Genomic DNA, 19,037 nt, shown 5'->3' on the forward strand with positions numbered 1-19,037 from the left:
CCACGCCGCCCCCCACGCCGCCCAGGCGCCAGGCTCGGCGCCATGCTCGGCCCCGGCGCCCGAGCGGCCGCGCCTGCGGCAGTCGCTGGCCCGGCTGCTGGCGGCCGCCCGGCATGGCCGGCGCTCGGTGCAGCTCGGCCTCGGCATCGCGGCGCTGCTGTTCTTCGTCTCGCTCGGCGTGTCGATGTTCAACGCCGCGGCGCAGTACCGGCTGGAGGCGCGGATGCAGCGCTCCGGCCTGTGGATGTCGAGCCATGCGGGGGTGGAGGCGGCGCTGTTCGACGCGTCGCTGCGCACCTACATGATGGGCGAGATCGGCCCGACCCAGCTCGAGGAGCAGTTCGAGGTCGTCTATAGCCGCGTCCTGCTGCTGGGCAGCGGCGACCGGCCCAGCGAATATGCCCAGCTCGAGCGGATCCGCAACAACCTGCCGGCCATGCTGCAGGCGATGGCGGCGATCGAGCGCGAGATGGTGCTGCTCTTCGCCGGCGAGCGCGACGCCTATCGCCGCATCCTGCCGCAGATCGGCGTGGTGCAGGAACGGCTGCGCATCGCCAACCTGCACATGCACCAGGACCGGCTGCAGGCCGCCGATATCGCGGTGGGCGGCATGCGCCGGCTGAACTGGACCTTCCTGGCCTCGGGCGCCGGCATGCTGGTCTCGGTCGGGCTGCTGGTGGTGTTGCTGATCGCCGAGACGCGGCGGGCGCGGCGCTCGCTGGGCTCGGCCAAGGCCGCGGCCGAGCGCCAGTCGGAGGCGGAGCGGACGCTGCGCGCCCTGATCGACAGCCTGCCGGCGATGATCAGCGCCTTCGACCGCTTCGGCCGCCACCTGTTCATGAACGAGGCGCATGCGCGCTTCCACGGCGCCGCCGCCCGCCACGTGCCGCCCGGCGAGCATGGCCGGCTGGAGCTGGCGCTGGCCAGCGCCGGGCCGCTGCCGTTCCAGGAGCGCGCGCTGCAGAACCAGGAGGGCGAGGAGCGCACCCTGCTGACCACCGCGGTGGCCGTGCCCGATGGCAGCGGGGCGGCCGGCCGGGTGGTGTTCATCGCCCTCGACATCACCGACCGCAAGCTGGCCGAGGAGCGGGTGCGGCATCTCGCCGAGCACGACCCGCTGACCGACCTGCCGAACCGGCTGCTCTTCGCCGTGCGGCTGAACACCATGCTGGCCAAGTCGCGCGCCGGGATGGGGCATGGCTTCGCGCTGCACTGCGTCGATATCGACCGCTTCAAGGCGATCAACGACAGCCTGGGCCATCCGCTGGGCGACAAGCTGCTGCTGGCCGCCGTCGAGCGGATGCGCGGGTGCCTGCGCCGCTCCGACACGCTGGCGCGGATCGGCGGCGACGAGTTCGCCATCATCCAGGCCGATGTCACCGGCCCGGGGGATGCCGCCCGCATGGGCGACCGGCTGGTCCGCGCCATGGCGCATCCCTTCAAGATCGAGGGCTGCACCATCGAGAGCGGGGTCAGCGTCGGCACCTCGATGGGCCCGGCGCATGGCCAGACGGTGGAGCTGCTGCAGCAGCGCGCCGATGTCGCCCTCTACCGCGCCAAGGCCGAGGGGCGGGGCCGCGCCATGCTGTTCGACCCCGGCATGGAGACCGCCCTGCAGGAGCGCCGCCAGATGGAGGCGGAGCTGCGCGAGGGGCTGGACGGCAATGCGCTGCACCTGCTGTACCAGCCGAAGTTCAGCCTGACCTCCGGCGCGCCGATCGGCTGCGAGGCGCTGCTGCGCTGGAACCACGCGGCGCGCGGCGCCATCCCGCCGGCGCTGTTCGTCCCCGTCGCCGAGGAGGCCGGCATGGCCGCCACCCTGGGCCGCTACGTGCTGCGCGCCGCCTGCGCCCAGGCGCTGGCCTGGCGGACGGCGGGGGTGGAGATGGCGGTGGCGGTCAATCTCTCGGCCGCGCTCTTCGCCTCCGACCAGGCGGTGGAGCTGGTGGCGGAGGCGCTGGCGGGCAGCGGCCTGCCGCCGCAGCTGCTGGAGATCGAGCTGACCGAGGGCGTCTTCATCCGCAACGCCGAGGCCGCCCAGGCGGCGCTGCAGGCGCTGCACCGGCTGGGGGTGCGGGTGGCGCTGGATGATTTCGGCACCGGATACTCGTCGCTGGCCTATCTGCAGCACCTGCCCTTCGACGTGCTGAAGGTGGACCGCGCCTTCGTCCACGACCTGCGCGCCGAGGACGACAACAGCAGCTGGATCGTCGAGACCATCCTGCGCCTGGCGCATGGGCTGGGGGCCAAGGTGGTGGCCGAGGGCGTCGAGACGCCGGAGCAGCTGGCGGCGCTGCGCCGCCTGGGCTGCGACGCCGCCCAGGGCTTCCTGCTGGGGCGGCCGATGACGGCGGAGGCGCTGACCCAGCTGGCGCAGTCCGGCACCCTGGCCACCGCCGACTCCAGCCTGGCCTGACGCGCCGTCCCGCCCCATCGAGCGCGGAACGACTGAAAATAACGCTTCGGCGGGGGCGGGGGCGGGGGTAACCTGCATCCTGTCATGACCGGGTCGGGCCTGGCGGGACCAGCGGCTGGCTGGCCCGAAACCCCGTCGGCGACAGGGGTTTCACCCGCCTCGCCGGCCTCGCGCACTTGACACCACATGAACGCCCCCTTACGAGCCGTCCAGCCTTCCGGCGGGGGAAACCGCAGCGGGAGCAAGGGTGAACGAGCAAAACGATTTCGATGCGCGCCTGCGCCAGGCCCGGCAGAAGCGGGGACTGGACAAGGCGGATGCCGATGCAGCGGCGGGCGGTTCCTCGGGACTGGCCGGCAGTGCGCTGCGGGTCGGCATGCGTGCCGGTGTCGAGGTGGTGTCCGCATTGATCGCGGGCGCGGGCCTCGGCTGGCTGCTGGATCGGAGCCTTGGCACGTTTCCCTGGCTCTTCATGCTGTTCTTCGTGGTGGGCGGCGCGGCTGGGGTGTTGAACGTCTATCGGCTGTTCAACCCGCGGAATGGCGCTCCGAGATAAGCACCGGATACGGGAGAGCCGCAGTGGCCGCCGAAGGCAAGACGATCGACGCGCTGAGCCAGTTCGAGCTGACGCACGCCTTCGGGCCGATTGGCGCGGCGGTGAACTTCACCCAGTCCAACGCCCATATGCTCGCCGCCTGCGTGGTGATCGTGGCGCTGATGGCCTGGGGCATGGCGCCGCGCGCCGTGGTGCCGGGCCGCTTCCAGGCCCTGGCCGAGACCTTCTACGAATTCGTCGAGAACCTTGTCGCCGGACAGGTGGGCCACGAGGGGAAGCGCTACTTCCCCTTCGTCTTCGCCCTGTTCATGTTCGTGCTGTTCGGCAACGTGATCGGCCTGCTGCCCTTCGCCTTCACCTATACCAGCCATATCGCCGTGACCTTCGGTCTGGCCTTCCTGGTGTTCCTGGTGACGACGGTCGTGGCGCTGGCCCTGCACGGCAAGAAGTTCTTCGGCTACTTCTTCCCCGAGGGCGCGCCGCTGTGGCTGGCGCCGATCATCGTGCCGGTCGAGGTGGTCTCCTACCTCTCGCGCCCGATCAGCCTCTCGGTTCGTCTTTTCGCCAACATGGTGGCCGGCCACGTGCTGCTGAAGGTGTTCGCCACCTTCGTGGTGCTGCTGGGCGGCCTCAGCTGGTTCGGCCCGGTGGTGGCGCTGCTGCCCCTGTCCGTGAACGTTCTCCTGGTCGGCTTCGAGCTCCTGGTCGCATTCCTGCAGGCCTATGTGTTCGCCATCCTGACCAGCATCTACCTGCACGACGCGGTGCACCTGCACTGACGGGGCCAGTCCCCACAAGGGGGCCACGTCGCTACGGGACCCGCGCTCGGCGGACCAACATCAGATCAGCGAAGGGATTACTCTGATGGAAATCGTGCTTGCTGCTAAGGCCATTGGTGCCGGCATCGCCGTCCTCGCCCTGTTCGGCGTGGGCCTGGCGCTCGGCAACATCTTCTCGACGCTGATCGCTTCGGTTGCCCGCAACCCGGCCTCGCGCGACACCGTCTTCCCGATCGGCATCCTGGGCTTCGCCCTGACGGAAGCCGTGGCGCTGTTCGCGCTGCTGATCGCCTTCCTGATCCTGTTCACCTGATCCCGGCCGGCGCGCTGGCCCGCAAGGCCGGCGCGCCGATCGACTACAGGGTGAACGGCCTGAGGATGCAGAAGATGAAGTCCGCGACCACCAAAGCCACCAGGCTCAGCCTCGCCGCGCTGGCCATGACCGCCGTCTCCACCGCCGCCATGGCGGCCGAGGGGGGCATGCCGCAGCTGGATTTCGGCAACCCGCTGATGCTGGCCCAGGTGATCTGGCTGCTGATCATCTTCGGCGTCTTCTACTACGTGCTGTCCGCCATCGTGCTGCCGCGCGCCACCGCCGTGCTGGATGAGCGCCGCAACCGCATCGAGGGCGACCTCGAGGCCGCCCGCGCCGCCAAGGCCGAGGCCGATGTCGCGCTGCTGGCGCACCAGGCCGCCACCGCCAAGGCCCGCGCCGAGAGCCAGGCCGCCATCGCCGCCGCCGGCGCCGCCGCCCAGGCCGAGGCCGCCGCCCGCGCCGCCACGCTGAACGCGAAGCTGAACGAGCAGATCGCGAGCGCCGAGGCCCGCATCAACACCGCCCGCGACGCCGCCATGGGCGCGCTGCGCGAGGTGGCCACCGACACCACCAACGCGCTGGTGGCCCGCCTGACCGGCATCCGCAACGAGGCTGCCGTCTCCAGCGCCGTCGAGCGCGCGCTGGCGGCCCAGGGCAAGGCGTAAGGGAGGTCACCATGCACCATTACGAGCATTTCTGGCTGGACCCGAAGTTCTGGGTCGCCGTCTCCTTCGTCATCTTCGCGGCCCTTGTCGCGAAGCTGGTCTGGGCCAAGGCGACCGAGGCCCTCGACGCCCGCGCCGACAAGATCCGCGCCGAGCTGGATGAGGCCGCCCGCCTGCGCGCCGAGGCCGAGGCGCTGCGCCGCCAGGCCGAGGCCGACCGCGCCGCGGCGCTGGCCGAGGGCGAGGCGCTGATCGCCCGCGCCAAGGCCGAGGCCGAGCGCCTGTCCGCCGCCACCGCCGCCGAGGCCGAGGCCGCCGCCCGCCGCCGCGAGCGGATGGCCATGGAGCGCATCCAGGCCGCCGAGAGCGGGGCGCTCGCCGAGGTCCGCCAGGCTGCCGCCACCATCGCGACCGCCGCCGCCCGCGACGTCATCGCCAGCCAGCTGGACGCCGCCGGCGACGCCAAGCTGATCGATGCGGCGGTCGCCGACCTGCCGCGGGCGCTGCGCGCCGCCTGATGTTCCTGGCCATCGCCAGACGTCGAGAAGGGGCCCGGTGGGCCCCTTTTTTTGTGCCCGGCGCCCCGTCGCGACCGCGCCCAGAAATTCACGGAGGCCGGGTTGCGCCCTGTCGCCGCGGCGCCGATGCTCGGCGCCCAGCATCCTGGCCGCCCTTGATGCGTGATCGTCTGCGACGGACTCGCCGACAGGCGTGAATCACGCGCTCCAAGCCGGCCGCGACCACGGGAACACGCCATGAAGCTCTATTTCTCCCCCGGTGCCTGCTCGCTCGGCATCCATGTCCTCCTGGAAGAGATCGGCGCGCCCTATGAGGCGGTGCCGACCCTGCTGAAGGAAGGCGCGCAGAACAAGCCGGAATTCCAGGCGATCAACCCCAAGGGCAAGGTGCCGGCGCTGACCCGCGACGACGGCACGGCGCTGACCGAATGGCCGGCCATCGCCTTCTGGCTGGCCAACAGCAACCCGGGCAGCAAGCTGTGGCCGGCGGCGCTGGACGAGCAGACCCAGGCGCTGAGCCTGATGGACTTCGTCTGCGGCACCATCCACCCGCAGGGCTTCTCCCGGCTGTTCAACCAGGCCCGCTTCGCGCCCAGCGAGGCCGATGCGCCCAAGGTCATCGAGCAGGGCAAGACCCTCGCCGAGAAGGGTTTCGCCGTCATCGAGAAGCAGTGGGCGGGCGGCGACTGGCTGCTGCCCTCCGGCTATTCGGTGGCCGATCCGGCGCTGTTCTTCGTCAGCTACTGGGCGGTGAAGCGCATGAGCATGACCCTGCCGCCCAAGGTCGCCGCCCACTTCGCCCGCATGCTGGCGCGCCCCGCCGTGCAGCGCGCGCTGGCCGCCGAAGGCCTCGCCGCCTGATGCCCGAGGCGCTGATCCAAAAGCCTTTCTGGTTCCTCCGCCACGGCGAGACCGACTGGAACGCCCAAGGCCTGTCCCAGGGCAATGTCGACATCCCGCTGAACGCGGTCGGCATCGCCCAGGCCGGGCGCGCCGCCGCGGCGCTTGCCGCCCAGGCGGTGGACGGGCGGAAGATCGCCACGGTGGTGGCCTCGCCGCTGGGCCGGGCCAAGGCCACGGCCGAGACGGCGGCCGCCGCCCTCGGCCTGCCGGTCGCCATCCACGGCCCGCTGCACGAGGTGTCCTTCGGCGTCCAGGAAGGCCAGCCCATGGCCGGCTGGTTCGACGACTGGGTCGAGGGCCGCTTCACGCCCGAGGGGGCCGAGAGCTTCCTGCAGCTGCGCGCGCGGACGGTGTCCGCCATCAACCACTGCCTGGCGCAGCCGGGGCCGGTGCTGGTGGTGGCGCATGGCGCGCTGTGGCGCGCCTTCCGCGCCGAGGCCGGGCTGCCGGCCAATATCCGCACCCCCAACGCCCTGCCGATGTGGGTGACGCCCCCCGCCGAGGGCGAGACGGCCTGGCGTTTCGAACCGCTCGACCTGAGCTGAGGCCCGCGAACAAAAAAGGCCGGGGATCCGCGAGGGTCCCCGGCCTTTTTTCTCTACGGCCGCACCACCGTGGCCTGGGGTGTCTGCGGGTTGGTGATCTCGGGGGGCTGGGCGGCGTTGCGCAGCACCTCGCGGATGCCATTGGCCGCCTGCTCCGCCACCACATAGGCGACATCGCCCCACAGCCCGTTCAGCGAGCCGCGCGGCACTTCGTTCAGCTGCACCACCCGGCCGAGCTCATAGCCATCCCGCCGCGTCACGATCCATTGCAGCTCGATCCGCTGCTTGTCGCCGGTGGTGACCGCCTCGACCTGGCCCTGCACGGCATAGGTCGCGCCCTCGGCATTGTCCTGCGGCAGATAGGCGAGCCGGGTCAGGAAGTTCCGCATCTGGTCGTTCAGGCTGCGGTTGCCGTCGCCCGGCGCGCCGCGCACGCCGGCCAGCCGGATGCGGATGATGCCCTGGCCGGCCAGCGCCGCCGGGTCGCTCGCCTTGCGCGCCGCCTCGACGCGTTCCAGCAGCTGCACCACCAGCCTGGCATCGCGCTCGGCCACCTGCTTGAAGGCGGCCTCCTCCTCCAGCCCCCAGCCACGCAGCGGCACCGGCGCGCCATCGGCCGAGCCGAGCGACTCGCCATCGGCATCCAGCAGCTCGTAGCGCGGCACCAGCCGGTCGCCGCGCCGCTCGGCGGAGACGCGCAGCGGCCAGTCCAGCGGATAGGGCGCGGCGATGGCCACCGCCGGCACCTCGGCCACCCGCAGGGCTTCCGCCAGGGTGTTGGAGAAGCGCTCCGCCCCGGCATCGGTCAGCAGCGCCTGGGTCGGCAGCGGCACGGCGATGCGATAGGCCGGCGGCCGGATCAGCCGCGGCGAATCGCCGCCCGGATTGCCCCAGTAGGAATAGTAGCTGCCGCAGCCCGAGAGCAGGCCCAGCATGGCCAGCGGCAGCAGGACACGCCGCAAGACGTCAGATAAGCGCAAAACAGGAAACCAGCATGGTCAGCATCACCATCAGACAGAACATCACCAGATAGGGCATGGGCGGCCGCGCTCAACCCGGCAGCGCGATGGCCGAGAGCTGGTGGCCGATCGGCCCCTCGCCGTTCAGCATACGCCGGCGATGGCTGAAGAAGCGTTGCGGCTCGGCGAAAGTATCGGCCGGGATCACCGCGACGGTGCCGGCCCCGGCCGCGACCAGCCGCGCGGCGCAATAGCCGGCCAGGTCGAACTGCCAGTGGTCGTCGCGCCGGCCGGCGATCAGGAAGCGGGCATCGGCCGCCGCGCGCGCCAGCACGGCGTCGCGCAGATCGGCGCCGACCTCGTAGGAATCCTGCCGGATGCAGGGCCCCACCACCGCGGTGATCTTCTTGCGGGTGGCGCCGAGGCCCTCCATGGCGTCGAGCGTGGCCTCCAGCATGCCGGCCACCGCGCCGCGCCAGCCGGCATGGGCGGCGCCGACGACGCCGGCCTCGCGGTCGGCGAACAGCACCGGCCCGCAATCGGCGGTGACGATGCCCAGCGCCAGGCCCGGCACCTTTGTCACCATGGCATCCGCCGTCGGGCGGGACCCGTCCGGCAGGGGGCCGGTCAGCACCGCGACCTCGATGCCATGCACCTGGGTCAGGCCGCACAGCGCCTCGGGCGGCAGGCCGAGGGCGGCCATGGCGCGCGCCCGGTTGGTGGCGACGTCGCCGGCATCGTCCTTGCCGGACAGCGAGCAGTTCAGCGAGGCGAAGCCGCCGCTGGAGACGCCGCCGCGGCGGGTGAAGAAGCCATGCGGCAGGCCGGCCAGCGGGTCGGCGGTCAGGAATTCGGCGGTCATGCGGTCTCGAACCCCGGCAGTGTGGGCAGGTCAGGGTGGCAAAGCCCCAGCGCCTTGAACAGCCGCCCCATGCCTTCGGGGGCGATCAGGCGCTGGGCGGCGGAAAGCTGCATGCCGGCGCTGGCCGGATGGCTGCGGGCCAGCATGCTGGCGCGGGTGATCAGCCCGAGCCCCTGCAGGAAGATGCCCTGCGGCAGCGGGCCCTCGGCGCGGGCGCCGCCGGCCCGGGCGGCCGTGGCGATGGCCTGGAAGTCGACATGCGCGGTCAGGTCGGCGCTGCCGGCCGGGCCCAGCGGGTCGGCGCTCTGGTGCTGGCGCAGCGCCTGCAGCGAGTCGCCGGGGCCGCTGCGCCCCGGGCCGTAATCGATGAACAGCGCGGCGCCGCCCTGATCGGCGATTCGCGCCGCCAGCTGGCGGGCGAGGCCGAGGCCGGCCTCGCAGGTCTCCTGCACGGCGCCCTCGGGGGCGTCCCCGGGCAAGGCCGGGGCGCCCTCGGCCTGCAGCTCGACGAAGGCGCCGGCGGCGACATAGCGCTCCATCCAGCCATCGCCGCGGCGGATGAACTGGCGGATCGGCAGGGCGTCCAGGAACTCGTTGGCCAGGATCAGCGCCGGGCCCTCGGGCAGGGTGTCGATGCTGTCGTGCCAGAAGGGCGCGGCGCCGGTGGGCAGCAGGGTGCGCGCCTGGGTCAGCCGCAGCGACGGGCTTTGCTCGACCAGGTGGACCTGCAGCGATTCGCGGAATTCCGGCATGACGGTGGCCACCGCCCGCAGCGCATCGGCCATCAGCGTGCCGCGGCCGGGGCCGAGCTCGACCAGCAGCACCGGGTCGGGCTGGCCCATGGCGCGCCAGACCACGGCGCACCACAGCCCGAGGCATTCGCCGAAGGCCTGGGAGATCTCGGGCGAGGTGGTGAAGTCCCCCGACGCGCCGAAGGGGTCGCGGCCGGCGTAATAGGCGGCCGCCGCGCGGGCCATGAAGTGGTCCAGCCTCTCGGGAGGGTCCTGGTTCATGGCCGGGCCATGGTCAGGCCACCGCCGGCTGCGGGCGGCGGGCCGCCAGCATCAGCCCGGCGCCGACCAGCACCATCGGGATCGACAGCAGCTGCCCCATGGTGGCGCCGCCCCAGAGGAAGCCCAACTGGGCGTCGGGCTGGCGGAACACCTCGCCGATGATGCGGGCGATGCCGTAGCCGGCCAGGAAGGCGCCGGCGACGAAGCCCTGGCGTTCCCGGATGGCGGGGATCCGGACCAGCACCTGCAGGATGACCAGCAGGCAGAAACCCTCGAGGAAGGCCTGGTAGAGCTGGCTGGGGTGGCGCGGCTCCGGCCCGCCATGCGGGAAGACCATGGCCCAGGGCACGTCGCTGGTGCGGCCCCAGAGCTCGCCATTGATGAAGTTGGCCAGCCGCCCGAACAGCAGCCCGATCGGCACCACCGCGGTCAGCCGGTCGCCGAACAGCCGCACGTTCAGCCCCTGGCGCCGGCAGAACAGGAAGATGGCGACGATGACGCCGGCCGCCCCGCCATGGAAGGACATGCCGCCCTTCCACAGGTACAGCGCCTCCCACGGCGCCGAGAGATAGTGGTCGGTCTGGTAGAACAGCACATAGCCCAGCCGCCCGCCCAGGATGACGCCCAGCACCGCCCAGGTGACGAAGTCGTCGATCTGCTCGGCGCTGGCCGCCACCGGCGCCATCGCCACCAGCCGCCGCATCAGCCGCCAGCCCAGGATGATGCCGGCGATATAGGCCAGGGCGTACCAGCGGATGGCGAAGGGCCCGATCTCGACCAGCACCGGGTCGATCGCGGGGAAGGGGATGGCGAAGAGCATCAGAGGCGCCTTAGCGGTAGGGATCGGGCTGGGTCAGGAAGTCCTGAACGTAGCGGCGCACCCCATCCTCGAGGCTGGTGGCGCTGCCGTCGAAGCCGGCGGCGCGCAGCCGTTCCATCCGCGCCTGGGTATAATACTGGTACTTGCCCACCAGATCGACCGGCATCTCGACGAAGGCGATCTCCGGCGTGCGGCCCAGCGCCGCATAGATCGCCCGCGTCAGGTCGAGGAAGCTGCGCGCGGTGCCGGTGCCGACATTGAACAGCCCGCTGGCCGCCGGGTGGTCGAGCAGCCAGAGCATCACCTCGACGCAATCGTCGACATGGACGAAGTCGCGCAGCTGCTCGCCATCGGCGATGCCGTCGCGGTCGGACTTGAACAGGGTCGCCGGCGCCCCGGTCATGATCTGGCGGAACTTGTGCAGCACCACGCTGGCCATGCGACCTTTATGGAATTCATTCGGCCCGTAGACGTTGAAGAACTTCAGCCCGGCGCATTGCGGCGGCATCGGCTGCGCCCGCGCCTGCAGCGCCGCGATCCGCCGGTCGGTCTGGTGCTTCGACCAGCCATAGAGGTTCAGCGGCCGCAGCCGGGCCAGCCCGTCCTGCGCCGGGTCGTCGTCGAACCCCTCCGCCCCGTCGCCATAGGTCGCCGCCGAGGAGGCATAGACCAGCCGCACCCCGTGGCGGGCGCACCAATCGTGCAAGGCCAGGGTCAGGGTCAGGTTGTTCTCGGCCACCAGGTCGCCGTCGCGCACCGTGGTGGCGCTGATCGCGCCCAGGTGGAAGATGACCTCGGGCTTGTTGCCCGCCAGCCAGTCCCACAGCCGCTCCGGCGGCAGCACGCCGGCGATGTCGTGGCGCGCCAGGTTGCGCCACTTCTCGCGCCCCTCCTCGCCCGAACGCAGCCGGTCGCAGACCATCACCTCGGCGCCCCGCTCACAAAGCGCCGCGACCAGGTTGGAGCCGATGAAACCGGCGCCGCCAGTGACCAGATACATCCGTGGAGACCTTCCGCGAGAATGCGAGCGGGAGGGCATGGTCGCCCGCCGGGCGCGCCGGGTATAGGCGCCGGGCGCGGGGCCGGGCAAGTTGCGCCGCAAATGGAGGGTTCAGCAGATGGATAGCGGTTCCGAAGGCGGCGCGGGTCGCCGGGGCAAGTTCTTCGACGACCTGGCCGGCATGGCCGGCGGCGCCTTCTCGGTGGTCGCGGGACTCCGCGCCGAGGTGGAAGCCATGGCCAAGTCCCAGGTCGAGATCATGGTGCAGAAGCTGGAGCTGGTCCGGCGCGAAGACCTGGACGCGGCGCTGGAAGTGGCGCGGCGGGCGCGGGAGGAAAGCTCGGCCCTCGCGGAGCGGGTCGCCAAGCTCGAGGCCAAGCTGAACGAGAAGACCACGGACGCTGCGCCGGGGGCGCCCGTCTGAACAAAAGCAAGGCCAGGGGAAGGAATTCCCCTGGACCCCTTCTTTTTTCTGTCTGTCAGTAGCCGTAATACACGGGCGGCGGCGGGCGGTAGTAACGCGGCGGCGGCGGATAGTAGACCCGCGGCGGCGGCTGGTAGTACCGCGGGCGGTCATAGCCGTAATAGCGCGGCGGCGGGGGCGGGCGGTAGTAATGCGGCCGGCCGTAGCCGTGGCCGCCACCACGGCGCCAGTGATCGTGCACCAGCACGACCCCGTCATTCGCCTGGGCCTGAGCCGGCAGCGCGGTGATCCCCAGCGCCAGGCCGACCGCGGCCATGCCAATCAACGCCAGATTGCGGAAGCCGGGCATGGTTGGGTTCCTCCTCGACATGACACCAAACATGGCCACGCCGTAAGGCAGAACCGTGGCGGACACCCGGCCGCTTCATGGCCGAGCCTTCACAGCCGCGTGTCAGGTAACCCGATAAGTAGTTGTAATAGAGCAGAAAAAAGAAGAGGGCCTGGGGGAATTCCTTCCCCCAGCCTTTACTTTTGGCGTGTCAGCCAAACACCCGCTTAAAGATCGTCTCCACGTGCCGGAAGTCCCGCTGCGGATCGATGATCTGGTCGATGGTGGCCACGTCGAACTTCTCGGAGACCTCGGCGTCGAGCAGCAGGTTGTCGCGGAAGGTCTTGGCGTCTTCCGAGCCGAGGGCCGTCCAGGTCGCCATGGCCGCGCGCTGCACGGCGCGGTAGGCGCCTTCGCGGGACAGGCCGGCCTGGGTCAGGGCCAGCAGCACCTTCTGGCTGTGGGCGACGCCGCCGAGGCTTTCCAGATTGGCGTTCATCCGCTCCGGATAGACGGTCAGCTTGTCGATCATGCCGGTCAGGCGGGACAGGGCGAAGTCGAGGGCGATGGTGGCGTCCGGGCCGATGACGCGCTCGACCGAGGAGTGGCTGATGTCGCGCTCGTGCCACAGCGCCACGTTCTCCAGCGCCGGCAGGGCGTAGCCGCGCACCAGGCGGGCCAGGCCCGTCAGGTTCTCGGACAGCACCGGGTTGCGCTTGTGCGGCATGGCGGACGACCCCTTCTGGCCGGGGTGGAAGTATTCTTCCGCCTCCCGCACCTCGGAGCGCTGCAGGTGCCGCACCTCGGTCGCCAGCCGCTCGATGCCGGAGGCGATGACGGCCAGCGTCGCGAAGAAGGCGGCGTGGCGGTCGCGCGGGATGACCTGGGTGGAGACCGGCTCGACGGCCAGGCCCAGCTTCTCGGCCACGAACTCTTCCACCTTCGGGTCGACGGCGGCGAAGGTGCCGACGGCGCCGGAAATGGCGCAGGTGGCAATTTCTTCACGCGCCACCACCAGGCGGGCGCGGTTGCGGCTGAACTCGGCGTAATGGCCGGCCAGCTTCAGGCCGAAGGTGGTGGGCTCGGCATGGATGCCGTGGCTGCGGCCGATGGTCGGCGTCAGCTTGTGCTCGATGGCGCGGCGCTTCAGCGCGGCCAGCAGGGCGTCCAGGTCGGCGATCAGCAGGTCGGCCGCGCGGGCCATCTGCACCGACAGGCAGGTGTCCAGCACGTCGGAGCTGGTCAGGCCCTGGTGCATGAAGCGGGCCTCGGGGCCGATTCCCTCGCCCAGCCAGGTCAGGAAGGCGATGACGTCGTGCCGGGTCTCGCGCTCGATCTCGTCGATTCGCGCGAGATCGGCGTCCGAGATGCCGGCGGCGCGCGGGCCGCCCTTCTGACGGATGAGGGCGGCGGCCTCGGCGGGGATGGTGCCGAGCTCGCCCATCGCCTCGGCGGCCAGGGCCTCGATCTCGAACCAGATCTTGTAGCGGGCCTCGGGGGACCAGATGGCGGCCATTTCGGGACGGGAATAGCGCGGCACCATGGGCCGATCTCCTGCGCGGGGGGCTAGCGAGGCCGGCACGCGCGCGGCCCGGGAGGGCGGGGAATGGCCGCCGGGCCTGCCTGCGTCAACCGTCCAAACGTGTCAAAGTTGACATTTCCCCGACATGACTGTTGTGCAATGGAGACGACGGCTTTATGCGCCGGGCTCACCATCGGGAATGGGACAAGCGTTCATGGATTTGGCGGCTTTCATGCCGGAGCTGATCGCTCTCGGACAGGTCCTGCTGATCGACCTCGTGCTGGCAGGCGACAATGCCATCGTCGTGGGCATGGCCGCGGCCGGCCTGCCCACCGACCAGCGCCGCAAGGCGATCTTCTGGGGCATCGCCGCCGCCACCATCATGCGGATCGGCTTCGCCGCCATCACCACGCAGCTGCTGGCCATCGTCGGCCTGACGCTGGCCGGTGGCGTGCTGCTGCTCTGGGTCTGCTACAAGATGTTCCGCGAGCTGCAGCGTGGCCATCAGCCGGAGGTTTCCGAGGCCGAGCTGGCGGCGCAGCAGCCGGGCGAGCGCAAGACGCTGCGCAGCGCCATCATCCAGATCCTGGTGGCCGACGTCTCGATGAGCCTGGACAATGTCCTGGCCGTCGCCGGCGCCGCCAAGGACCACCTGTGGGTGCTGGTGGTCGGCCTGGCCATCTCGGTGGTGCTGATGGGCGTCGCCGCGACCTTCATCGCGCGGCTGCTCGAGCGGCATCGCTGGATCGCCTGGGTTGGCCTGCTGGTCATCCTCTACGTGGCGCTGCAGATGATGTGGACCGGCGGCGGCGAGGTGCTGCCCTACCTGACCGGCGGCAGCCGCCCCGCGGGCTGACCGGCCGCGCGACACGACCCGCCCGAAAAGGGGTCCGGCAGCCAGGCTGCCGGGCCCTTTTTCATGGCCACGCCGGGAACCGGTCCCGCCCCGGATTCGCATTGCAAATCCGTCACCTGGCCGCCGCGGGGCGGTCCGGGCGCCGCCTTGACGGGGCGGTCCCGCCGTCAGAGCGTGCCGCCGGAATGCGGGGCCAGAACGGCCCTTTTCGGCGCGGCTTGGCGCTTTGGTGAGCGGGGGATTCCTTGATGGAAAGTCTGACTGGCATGCTCGGCCCGCTGGCCGAGATCATCTGGCTGAATGTCATCCTGTCGGGCGACAACGCCGTGGTGATCGGGCTGGCGGCGGCGGGGCTGCCGGCGCATCAGCGTGGCAAGGCGGTGCTGTTCGGCGTGGTGGCCGCGGCGGTGCTGCGCATCGTCTTCTCGATCTTCGCCACGCTGCTGCTGTCGCTGTGGTGGGTCGACCTGGTGGGCGGCGCCGCGCTGCTCTACATCGCCTTCACCTTCTTCCGCGAGCTGCGCCATGGCGGCGGCGAGGAGGGGTCGGCGAAGGGCGAGGCCGAGGAGAAGAGCCTGCTGCAGGCGCTGTGGCAGATCATCCTGGCCGATGTCTCGATGAGCCTGGACAACGTGCTGGCGGTGGCCGGCGTCGCGCGTTCCAACCTGACGCTGCTGGTCGTGGGCCTGGCCATCTCCATCGTGATGATGGGCCTGGCGGGCGGGCTGCTGGCAAAGCTGCTGGATCGCTACAAGATCATCGCCTATGTCGGCGTCGCGCTGATTGCCTATATCGGCTTTGAATTGCTTTGGGAGGGCGTGATCATGGCGAATGCAGCTCTGCAGCTGGGACTGCCCGTGCCGGCACCGGAGGCCGCGCATTGAAGGCGGCCGGCCCCGGCCTGTGGCTGGCGCTGACCGCTTCCGGCCTGCTGGCCGGCTGCGTGGCGCCGGGCGACGAGGCCGCGACCGGCGCTGCCCGGGCCGCGCAGCAGCGGCCCAGCTACGACATCGTGCTGGCCCGGCTGCCGGAACAGGCGGGCGGGTTCAGCCGCGGCATGACGACGGACATGGAGGCCAGCGCCCCGGGCCAGGGCCGAGCGGTGGATTACGCCACGCCGGCGCGGACGGGGGTGGCGGCGCGGGCCGCGATCGCCTCGGTGATCCTGTATGAGCATGGCCAGCCGGTGCTGACCCCGGCGACCCCGGCCGCGGTGGTCACCGGCAAGCTGGAGGAGGGCGTGGCCGAGGCCACCAGCCCCGCCCCTGGCCGCCGCATGGCCGAGACCGCGCGCCACGTGCTGGAGGTCCCCGGGGGTGCTGCGATGCAATGCGCCGTGATCGAGGGCACCTATGGCCGCAGCGCGATGTGGCAGCAGGTTTGCGTGGGCGTGGCTGCCGGCCGTTTCCTGAAGGTCTTCGTGGCCGTGCCCGCGCGGCAGAAGGCCTTGCTGACGGAAATGGATGCCGACGCCTTCACGCGGAGCATTGCCCAGGCCGCCCGCGGCTAAACGGACAGAGAAAAGAAGGGGTCCAGGGGAATTCCTTCCCCTGGCCTTTTTGTCTTACTTCTGCCGCGGCCAATCGAGCCGCGGCTCCGCCCGCCGCGGCTGCCCGGCTTCCGGCCAGGCGGCCGGCGGCGGCACTGGCGGGGTGATCCGCGATTCCCGTGGCGCCGTCATGGCCGGCAGCCCGCGGGTCGGCGGCTCCGCCCATTCCTCGGTGGAGGCGGCCGGCCGCCGGCTCAGGGCGGGCTCCTGCAGCCGCAGCGCCATCTCGCGCAGCTCGCCCTGGATCTCGTCCAGCTGCACTTCCAGCGCCTCCAGCCGCGCCTTCACGCCGAAGACGCTGAAGGGCATCAGCAGGAAGGCGGCGGCGCAGAGCAGTCCCAGGCAGAGCAGCAGCAGGCCGGTCCATTCCGGCATGCCGGGGATGGACAATGACGCCACGATATTCCGCACACCGTCCATTTCCATGCCTCAGCCGCCTGTCACGCTCATGTGGCGGGCCACCGCGGGGCGGGAGCGACGCCGGTCGATGACGAAGTCATGGCCCAGCGGCTTGCGGGCGATGGCCGCCTCGATCGCCGCCCGCAACCCGTCCTCGTCGATGCCGGGGTCGCGCAGGACGGCGCGCAGATCCGCGGCATCCTCCTGGCCCAGGCACATATACAGGGTTCCGGTGCAGGTGAGACGCACCCGGTTGCAGCTTTCGCAGAAATTATGGGTCATGGGCGTGATGAAGCCCAGGCGGCGGCCGGTCTCGGCGATGGTCATGTAGCGGGCGGGGCCGCCAGTGGCGTGGTCGCTGTCCTCCAGGGTCCAGCGCTGGCGCAGGTCGCGGCGGACCAGGGACAGCGGCAGGTACTGGTCGGTGCGCTCGCCGGTGATCTCGCCCAGCGGCATGGTCTCGATCAGGGTCAGGTCGAAGCCGTGCTCGCCGCACCAGGCGATCATCCGGTCGAATTCCTGCTCGTTCACGCCCTTCATGGCGACGGCGTTGATCTTGACCGCCAGGCCGGCGGCCTTGGCGGCGAAGATGCCGTCCAGCGTCTTGCCGATCTCGCCCCAGCGGGTCAGCGCCTTGAAGACGGCAGGGTCCAGCGAATCGAGCGAGACATTGATGCGGCGGACGCCGGCGGCAAAGAGGCCCTCGGCATATTTGGTCAGCTGGGTGCCGTTGGTGGTCAGCGTCAGCTCGCGCAGGCCCCCCGGGCCCAGGCGCTGGCCCAGATTGTGGATCAGCCGCATGACGTCGCGGCGCACCAGGGGCTCGCCGCCGGTCAGGCGCAGCCTGTCGACGCCCAGGCCGATGAAGGCGGCGCAGAGGCGCTCGAGCTCCTCCAGGCTGAGGATCTCCGCCTTGGGCAGGAAGCTCATGTCCTCCGCCATGCAGTAGACGCAGCGCAGGTCGCAGCGATCGGTGACGGAGACGCGGAGATAGCTGATCCGCCGGCCGAACGGATCGATCATGGGGCAGTTCCTGACGGGATACGACGACCTGTCATTTGGGCGGTCCGGGGGGCGGCATGCAAGGGGCGCCGCATGGGTGGCGGCTCCAGGGGTCGGCTCAGCCCAGCAGAGCAAAGCTGCCGGCGGCGAGCAGCGCCAGCAGGGCGAGGCGCCGGTACCAGGCGATGGGCAGGATGTGGAACAGCCGGGCGCCGACCGGGACGGCGGCCAGCAGCACGGGCAGCATCAGCGCGGTCAGCAGCAGCACCGGCCAGCCGATCAGCCCGCCCCAGAGCGGCGGGATGACGGCGACGATGCCGATCAGCCCGAAATAGAGGATCAGGTTGGCCCGGTGCTGCGCCGCCGCCTCCGGCCCCGAGAGCAGGTAGAGGATGACCGGCGGGCCGGACATGCCGGTGGCGCCCTTCAGCAGGCCGGACAGGGTGCCGATCACCAGGTTCAGCCCGAGCGGGCGGCTGCCGTGGTAGCGCCAGGGCGACATCAGCAGCAGGCCGAAGATCAGGACGAAGCCGCCGATCGCCTGGCGCAGCACCGCGCCATCGGCGACGAAAAGAATATAGGCGCCGAAGGGGGTGGCCAGGATGGCGGCGCCGCCCATCGAGAAGATCACCCGCTGGTTGGCCTGGGCGAAGGCGCGCGGCAGCAGGTAGGCGGAGACGAAGAGCTCCATCAGCAGCATGACGGGCACGCCGGCGCGCGGGCCCCACAGCGTCGAATAGACCGGCGCCAGCAGGATGGCGGTGCCGAAGCCGGAATAGCCGCGCATCAGGCCGGCGATCAGCGTCGCCAGCGCGGCCACGGCCAGGGCGCCCCAGCCGAGCTGGGCCCAGGCCTCGGCGAGGGCCGCCATCACGGCGCGTCGACCACGTCGAGGGCGACCTGGGCGGCGTTGATCAGCAGCTTGCCGGCATGCTCGAAATTGACGGTGACGCGGGGGCCGACCACCGATTGCACCTGGCCGACGCCCCATTCCGGCCGGGTCGGGTGGCGCACCAGCATGCCGGGCTCGAGCGTGGTCATTGGCGGGGTTCTGGCCTCGTTGGTGGGGGCGAAGGTGACGGAGGCTGGCGGCGCCGGCCAGCCCGCGCCATGCTGCGATTCAATCACGGAAGCGTGATGTTAACCCCCCGTGAAGCGCTGGCGGGCTAGGGCGCGGCGGGACAGCGGAGCGAACCTGGCGATGGATGCGGAAGCGATGCTGGCGCAGGACCTCTGCGCCCGGTTGTGCCACGACCTGGTGGGGCCGCTGGGGACGGTGGCAGGCGCCATCGACCTGCTGGCGGAGGAGCCCGAGGCGGGCGAGCTGGCGCGCGACGCCGCCGCCGAGCTGCGCCGCCGGCTGAAATTCTGGCGCGCCGCCTGCGGCGCCGGGACCGGGCCGCTGGCGGTGGCGGAGGTCGAGGCGCTGCTGGAGGGGATGCTGGCCGGCGGCCGCGCCACGCTGGACATCGCGGCGCTGCCGGCCAACGCGGCGCTGCCGGCGCCGGTGGCGCAGCTGCTGCTGGTCGCCGCCATGCTGGCCGGGGAGGCGCTGCCGCGCGGCGGCGTGGTGCAGGTGACGGCGGCGGCGCGGCAGCGCCTCCC

General features: G+C 71.2%; 24 protein-coding genes. 13 read left to right on the forward strand and 11 right to left on the reverse strand.

Going from position 1 to position 19,037, the window contains the following annotated elements; translation table 11 throughout:
- The 8 genes from GVN67_RS21855 to GVN67_RS21890 form a co-directional block, all read left to right on the forward strand.
- On the forward strand, positions 1 to 2,416 hold a 2,416-nt coding region (locus GVN67_RS21855), incomplete at its 5' end, for a bifunctional diguanylate cyclase/phosphodiesterase (protein ID WP_159999453.1).
- 247 nt (positions 2,417 to 2,663) lie between these two features.
- Complete coding sequence (locus GVN67_RS29780; RefSeq protein WP_200845344.1) at positions 2,664 to 2,972, forward strand: AtpZ/AtpI family protein; 309 nt, start codon at positions 2,664 to 2,666, stop codon at positions 2,970 to 2,972.
- 23 nt (positions 2,973 to 2,995) lie between these two features.
- Positions 2,996 to 3,751 (forward strand): F0F1 ATP synthase subunit A, encoded by a 756-nt coding sequence (locus tag GVN67_RS21865; protein ID WP_159999454.1) that lies wholly within the window; start codon positions 2,996 to 2,998, stop codon positions 3,749 to 3,751.
- Positions 3,752 to 3,836: 85 nt separating this feature from the next.
- Complete coding sequence (locus GVN67_RS21870) at positions 3,837 to 4,064, forward strand: ATP synthase subunit C family protein (RefSeq protein ID WP_076959667.1); 228 nt, start codon at positions 3,837 to 3,839, stop codon at positions 4,062 to 4,064.
- Positions 4,065 to 4,138: 74 nt separating this feature from the next.
- The gene (locus tag GVN67_RS21875; protein WP_159999455.1) at positions 4,139 to 4,732 is read left to right on the forward strand and encodes a F0F1 ATP synthase subunit B'; all 594 of its coding nucleotides are present in this window, start codon (positions 4,139 to 4,141) and stop codon (positions 4,730 to 4,732) included.
- An 11-nt stretch (positions 4,733 to 4,743) separates the two neighbouring features.
- A complete protein-coding gene (locus GVN67_RS21880; protein ID WP_159999456.1) occupies positions 4,744 to 5,250 on the forward strand; it encodes a F0F1 ATP synthase subunit B in 507 nt (168 codons plus the stop codon).
- A gap of 237 nt (positions 5,251 to 5,487) precedes the next feature.
- Entirely contained in the window at positions 5,488 to 6,111 is a 624-nt protein-coding gene (locus GVN67_RS21885) for a glutathione S-transferase family protein (RefSeq protein WP_159999457.1), read from the forward strand.
- Complete coding sequence (locus GVN67_RS21890; RefSeq protein WP_159999458.1) at positions 6,111 to 6,698, forward strand: histidine phosphatase family protein; 588 nt, start codon at positions 6,111 to 6,113, stop codon at positions 6,696 to 6,698. Before GVN67_RS21885 ends, GVN67_RS21890 begins: the two co-directional genes overlap by 1 nt.
- 53 nt (positions 6,699 to 6,751) lie before the next feature.
- Here the strand turns inward: GVN67_RS21890 and GVN67_RS21895 are convergent, their stop codons facing one another.
- The 5 genes from GVN67_RS21895 to rfaD all read right to left on the reverse strand — a co-directional run bounded on the left by GVN67_RS21895 (position 6,752) and on the right by rfaD (position 11,352).
- Positions 6,752 to 7,660, reverse strand: coding sequence for a hypothetical protein (locus GVN67_RS21895; RefSeq protein ID WP_159999459.1), 909 nt, complete (start codon positions 7,658 to 7,660; stop codon positions 6,752 to 6,754).
- A gap of 88 nt (positions 7,661 to 7,748) precedes the next feature.
- Complete coding sequence (pgeF, locus tag GVN67_RS21900; protein WP_159999460.1) at positions 7,749 to 8,519, reverse strand: peptidoglycan editing factor PgeF; 771 nt, start codon at positions 8,517 to 8,519, stop codon at positions 7,749 to 7,751.
- Positions 8,516 to 9,532 carry a class I SAM-dependent methyltransferase gene (locus GVN67_RS21905; protein WP_159999461.1) on the reverse strand — a complete coding sequence of 339 codons (1,017 nt, stop codon included), beginning with the start codon at positions 9,530 to 9,532 and terminating at the stop codon, positions 8,516 to 8,518. The genes pgeF and GVN67_RS21905 overlap by 4 nt, the downstream gene beginning before the upstream one ends.
- Before the next feature lie 13 nt (positions 9,533 to 9,545).
- On the reverse strand, positions 9,546 to 10,352 hold the full coding sequence (lgt, locus tag GVN67_RS21910; protein ID WP_159999462.1) for a prolipoprotein diacylglyceryl transferase: 807 nt from the start codon (positions 10,350 to 10,352) through the stop codon (positions 9,546 to 9,548).
- 10 nt (positions 10,353 to 10,362) lie between these two features.
- Complete coding sequence (gene rfaD / locus GVN67_RS21915) at positions 10,363 to 11,352, reverse strand: ADP-glyceromanno-heptose 6-epimerase (RefSeq protein WP_159999463.1); 990 nt, start codon at positions 11,350 to 11,352, stop codon at positions 10,363 to 10,365.
- A gap of 118 nt (positions 11,353 to 11,470) precedes the next feature.
- Here rfaD and GVN67_RS21920 point away from each other — a divergent pair, with 118 nt between their 5' ends.
- A complete protein-coding gene (locus GVN67_RS21920; protein ID WP_159999464.1) occupies positions 11,471 to 11,776 on the forward strand; it encodes an accessory factor UbiK family protein in 306 nt (101 codons plus the stop codon).
- 55 nt (positions 11,777 to 11,831) lie between these two features.
- On the opposite strand, the gene GVN67_RS29785 is transcribed toward GVN67_RS21920, so the two are convergent.
- Positions 11,832 to 12,146, reverse strand: coding sequence for a hypothetical protein (locus GVN67_RS29785; RefSeq protein ID WP_200845346.1), 315 nt, complete (start codon positions 12,144 to 12,146; stop codon positions 11,832 to 11,834).
- 169 nt (positions 12,147 to 12,315) lie between these two features.
- Positions 12,316 to 13,647, reverse strand: coding sequence for an adenylosuccinate lyase (purB, locus tag GVN67_RS21930; RefSeq protein ID WP_159999465.1), 1,332 nt, complete (start codon positions 13,645 to 13,647; stop codon positions 12,316 to 12,318).
- 193 nt (positions 13,648 to 13,840) lie between these two features.
- On the opposite strand from purB, the gene GVN67_RS21935 reads away from it, so the two are divergent.
- The 3 genes from GVN67_RS21935 (at position 13,841) to GVN67_RS21945 (ending at position 15,992) form a co-directional block, all read left to right on the forward strand.
- Positions 13,841 to 14,482, forward strand: a complete 642-nt coding sequence (locus GVN67_RS21935) for a TerC family protein (protein WP_159999466.1) — start codon at positions 13,841 to 13,843, stop codon at positions 14,480 to 14,482.
- Between the two features lie 248 nt (positions 14,483 to 14,730).
- Positions 14,731 to 15,366, forward strand: coding sequence for a YjbE family putative metal transport protein (locus tag GVN67_RS21940; protein ID WP_159999467.1), 636 nt, complete (start codon positions 14,731 to 14,733; stop codon positions 15,364 to 15,366).
- Positions 15,363 to 15,992 carry a hypothetical protein gene (locus GVN67_RS21945; RefSeq protein WP_159999468.1) on the forward strand — a complete coding sequence of 210 codons (630 nt, stop codon included), beginning with the start codon at positions 15,363 to 15,365 and terminating at the stop codon, positions 15,990 to 15,992. Before GVN67_RS21940 ends, GVN67_RS21945 begins: the two co-directional genes overlap by 4 nt.
- Before the next feature lie 54 nt (positions 15,993 to 16,046).
- On the opposite strand, the gene GVN67_RS21950 is transcribed toward GVN67_RS21945, so the two are convergent.
- From GVN67_RS21950 to GVN67_RS21965, 4 genes are all read right to left on the reverse strand, one after another.
- Positions 16,047 to 16,457 (reverse strand): hypothetical protein, encoded by a 411-nt coding sequence (locus tag GVN67_RS21950; protein ID WP_159999469.1) that lies wholly within the window; start codon positions 16,455 to 16,457, stop codon positions 16,047 to 16,049.
- Positions 16,458 to 16,460: 3 nt separating this feature from the next.
- Positions 16,461 to 17,453: a GTP 3',8-cyclase MoaA gene (gene moaA, locus GVN67_RS21955; RefSeq protein ID WP_159999470.1), complete on the reverse strand. Its 993-nt coding sequence runs from the start codon at positions 17,451 to 17,453 to the stop codon at positions 16,461 to 16,463.
- A 97-nt stretch (positions 17,454 to 17,550) separates the two neighbouring features.
- Positions 17,551 to 18,303: a sulfite exporter TauE/SafE family protein gene (locus tag GVN67_RS21960; RefSeq protein ID WP_159999471.1), complete on the reverse strand. Its 753-nt coding sequence runs from the start codon at positions 18,301 to 18,303 to the stop codon at positions 17,551 to 17,553.
- On the reverse strand, positions 18,303 to 18,473 hold the full coding sequence (locus tag GVN67_RS21965) for a DUF3553 domain-containing protein (RefSeq protein WP_159999472.1): 171 nt from the start codon (positions 18,471 to 18,473) through the stop codon (positions 18,303 to 18,305). The genes GVN67_RS21960 and GVN67_RS21965 overlap by 1 nt, the downstream gene beginning before the upstream one ends.
- Positions 18,474 to 18,633: 160 nt before the next feature.
- On the opposite strand from GVN67_RS21965, the gene GVN67_RS21970 reads away from it, so the two are divergent.
- Positions 18,634 to 19,037: histidine phosphotransferase family protein (locus tag GVN67_RS21970; RefSeq protein ID WP_235035418.1), on the forward strand; the 404-nt coding region annotated here is incomplete at its 3' end.

This window comes from Roseomonas sp. 18066 (assembly GCF_902706185.1).
Classification (GTDB): domain Bacteria; phylum Pseudomonadota; class Alphaproteobacteria; order Acetobacterales; family Acetobacteraceae; genus Pseudoroseomonas.